At 70.2% G+C, this 3477-nt stretch carries 2 protein-coding genes and 3 tRNA genes; 2 read left to right on the top strand and 3 right to left on the bottom strand.

The window, feature by feature from the left end:
- Positions 1-88 precede the first annotated feature (88 nt).
- Complete coding sequence (locus H565_RS0108935; protein WP_027460725.1) at positions 89-1396, top strand: tRNA nucleotidyltransferase/poly(A) polymerase-related protein; 1308 nt, start codon at positions 89-91, stop codon at positions 1394-1396.
- A gap of 40 nt (positions 1397-1436) precedes the next feature.
- Positions 1437-2888, top strand: a complete 1452-nt coding sequence (locus tag H565_RS0108930) for a glycoside hydrolase family 13 protein (RefSeq protein WP_027460724.1) — start codon at positions 1437-1439, stop codon at positions 2886-2888.
- A 95-nt stretch (positions 2889-2983) separates the two neighbouring features.
- Here H565_RS0108930 and H565_RS0108925 read toward each other — a convergent pair.
- The 3 genes from H565_RS0108925 to H565_RS0108915 all read right to left on the bottom strand — a co-directional run bounded on the left by H565_RS0108925 (position 2984) and on the right by H565_RS0108915 (position 3298).
- Positions 2984-3060, bottom strand: a tRNA-Arg gene (locus H565_RS0108925).
- Between the two features lie 17 nt (positions 3061-3077).
- Positions 3078-3170, bottom strand: a tRNA-Ser gene (locus tag H565_RS0108920).
- 40 nt (positions 3171-3210) lie between these two features.
- Positions 3211-3298, bottom strand: a tRNA-Ser gene (locus H565_RS0108915).
- Positions 3299-3477: the final 179 nt, after the last annotated feature.

Below are 3477 nucleotides of genomic sequence, written 5' to 3'. Positions count from 1 at the left end.
GTTCGCCAGCTCCGCCTCAACCCCCTGGCTGCCCTCCGTCTCCTCAGCCCTCAACCGAGTTGAGATAAAAGCCTGTAGCATGGCGGGCATGTTTCGCCGCCGCCCCACCCTGCCGCCCTTCCCCGCGGGGGGCCTGCTGGTGGGGGGGGCGGTCCGCGATTGGTGGCGGGGCATTCCCCCACACGACTACGACTGGGCGGTACCCGACCCCGCTGGAGCCGCCCGGACGCTCGCGGGGGCAGTGGGCGGCGCGGCCTTTCCCCTGGACGCAGAGCGGGGCTACTGGCGGGTCCATGCCCCCGGCGGCGTGCAGCACGACTTCGTGCCGCGACCAGGGAACGTCACGGACGACCTCTTGCGGCGCGACTTTACGGTCAATGCGCTCGCGCTGACCCCGGAAGGGCGGGTGCTCGACCCTGCGGGCGGGCGGGCCGACCTGCGGGCGCGGCGGCTGCGGATGGTGTCGGAGGCCAACTTGCGCGAAGACCCCCTGCGGGCATGGCGGGGGGTGCGCTTTGAGGTCACGCTGGGCTTCCGGCTGGAGGCAGGCACTGCCGCCGCCGTGCGCGGGGTGGCCGCCGACCTCGCCCGCGGGGGGCTACCCCGGCCCGCCCCGGAGCGCATTCGGGATGAGCTGGAAGCCCTCCTCGCCCATGGTGACGCGGCACGGGGCATCCTGCGGCTGGAAGAGCTGGGGCTGCTGGCGCTGACCCTGCCTGAACTGCGCGAGGGGCTGGGGATGGTGCAGGGCGGCTTTCATCACCTCGACGTGTTTCACCACGGGGTGGAAGCCCTGCATCAGCTCCTGACCCGCTTTCCGGACGCTGACCCCGCCCTGCGCTGGGCGACCCTGCTGCACGACGTGGGCAAGCCGCGCACGCGGGGCACCAACCCGCGCTCAGGCCGGACCACCTTCTACGGCCACGACCGGGGAGGGGCCGAGCTGACCCGCGAGATGCTCACGCGGCTGCGGCTGCCCTCCGCCACCGTGGACCGGGCGGTGGCGCTGGTGCGGGCACACATGGCGCAGCTCCCGGCGGACGAGCGGGAAGCCCGGCGCTTCGTGCATCGCCGCCGCCCGCTGCTGCCGGACCTGCTGCGGCTGATGCTGGCCGACCGCGAGGCCTCGCGCGGCCCCGACAGCCATCCCGCCATCCGGCACGCCTACGCCCGTGCCTTCGAGCGGGTGCTTGCCGCACTGGAGGAGCAGCCCCAGGCCCCCCGGCCCCTCCTGACCGGCGAGGAGGTCATGGCCCTCCTCCAGCTCTCCCCCGGTCCCGCCGTGGGGGAAGCGCTGCGGGCGGTCGCCGAGGCGCAGGCGCTGGGCGAGGTGCGCACCCCGGAGGAGGCGCGGGCCTTTTTGCAGGCGCGGCGGGTGGGGGACGTGCCCGGCTAGTCAGGCCCCGGTGAAGGGTTTGCCACTATCCTGACCCGGAATGTCGCCCACCGAACTTCCCCATCCCGTCACGCCCGCCTGGGTTGCGGACGCCGTCTTCTACCAAATCTTTCCCGACCGCTTTGCCCGCTCAGGCCGGGTGACGGGCCTGAACCTCCAGCCCTGGGGCAGCCCCCCGACCATTCACGGTTACATGGGCGGCGACCTGTGGGGGGTGGCCGAACGCCTGGACCACATCGCCTCGCTGGGCGTGACCGCCATCTACTTCTGCCCGGTCTTTCAGTCGGCCTCCAACCACCGCTATCACACTCACGACTATTTCCGGGTCGACCCCATGTTGGGCGGCAATGAGGCCCTGCGGCACCTCCTCGACGAGGCGCACGCTCGCGGCATCCGGGTCGTCCTCGACGGGGTCTTTAACCACGCCAGCCGGGGCTTTTTTCAGTTCCACGACCTGCTCGAACAGGGCGAGGCGAGCGCCTACCGCGACTGGTTCCACGTCGAGGGCTGGCCGCTGCACGCCTACGACGACACCCGGCCCGCGAATTACCAGGCGTGGTGGGGCATGCGGGCGCTGCCGAAGTTCAACACCGCGAACCCCGCCGTCCGCGAGTTCCTGCTCTCGGTGGGCGAGTACTGGGTGCGCTTTGGGATTGACGGCTGGCGGCTCGACGTGCCCAACGAGATTGACGATGACGACTTCTGGCGCGAGTTCCGGCGGCGGGTCAAGGCGATTAACCCGGACGCCTACATCGTCGGGGAAATCTGGGGGGACGCGCACCGCTGGCTGGCGGGCGACCAGTTCGACGCCGTCATGAACTACCACTTTGCCCGCCCCTGCCTGGGCTTTTTCGGGGCGCGGACCCTGAACCACGCCGTGAGCGAGGCCAGCGGGATGGGCCGAGTGGACCCCATGGATGCCCCCGCCTTCGCCCGGCGCATCGGGGAGGTCACCCGGATGTACCACCCGGAGGTTGTGCGGGCGCAGCTCAACCTGCTCGACTCGCACGATACGGCCCGCTTTCTGACGGCGGCGGGCGGGGACGCGACCGCCTTCCGGCTCGCCAGCGTCTTTCAGATGACCTACGTGGGGGCACCCTGCATCTATGCGGGCGACGAGGTGGGCCTTCCCGGTGGCCCCGACCCCGACTGCCGCCGCGCCTTCCCCTGGCACGACGAGGCGAGCTGGGACAGGGGGACGCTGGAGATGCTCCAGAAGCTCACCGCCGCTCGGCACGCTGCCCCCGCCCTGCGCCGGGGCGAGCTGCGCTTTACCCACGCCGAGGGCGAGGCCCTCGTCTATGCCCGCGAACTGGAGGAGCAGGCGGCGTATGTGGCCCTCAACGCGGCGCAAGCAGCGGCCAGGTTGCCCCTGACCGGGGTGCGGCCCGGCCCCTACCGCGACGCCCTGAGCGGGCAGCCCTATAACCTCGGCGGCGACACCGAGCTGGACGTGCCCGCACGGGGGGCGCTGGTGCTCGTTCCGGCCTAGCGAGGGAAAAGGCCCGCCGGAAGCCTGGAGCACTCCGGCGGGCCTTTTCCCCTGCCCAAGCAAAAGAAAACCCCCCACCGGGTGGGGGATTTTGCTGGCGTGCCCGAAGAGATTCGAACTCCTGGCCTTCTGATCCGTAGTCAGACGCTCTATCCAGCTGAGCTACGGGCACATGCCTGGTGTGGTGCTTGGCGGAGAGGGCGGGATTCGAACCCGCGGTACACTTTTAAGGCGTACGAGCGTTTAGCAAACGCTTGGTTTAAGCCGCTCACCCACCTCTCCAAAAAGAGAGCACCTGGTTGTCATGCTGGGGCCTGCGTGGTGGCGAGGGGTGAGGGATTCGAACCCCCGGTGGGTTGCCCCACTACGGTTTTCAAGACCGTTGCCTTCAACCACTCGGCCAACCCCCCTTGCGGCGGGGCGCTTCTCGAACCGTTCCCGCGGGAACCTTCTCAAGCGCGAAAGGAAGTATAGGCACCCTCCCCGAACTTGTCAACGCCCGCGCCCCCCACCCCAGGCTTTTATCTCAACTCGGTTGAGGGCTGAGGAGACGGAGGGCAGCCAGGGGGTTGAGGCGGAGCTGGCGAAC

This window comes from Deinococcus murrayi DSM 11303, assembly GCF_000482805.1.
GTDB classification, from domain to species: domain Bacteria; phylum Deinococcota; class Deinococci; order Deinococcales; family Deinococcaceae; genus Deinococcus; species Deinococcus murrayi.
The sequence above is the reverse complement of the archived record's forward strand: the minus strand, read 5'-3'. Positions and strand labels throughout refer to the sequence as shown.

Bases quoted from the DNA above. Each gene is read 5' to 3' on its own strand.
- H565_RS0108930 (WP_027460724.1), top strand. From the start codon at position 1,437: ATGTCGCCCACCGAACTTCCCCATCCCGTCACGCCCGCCTGGGTTGCG.
- H565_RS0108935 (WP_027460725.1), top strand. From the start codon at position 89: ATGTTTCGCCGCCGCCCCACCCTGCCGCCCTTCCCCGCGGGGGGCCTG.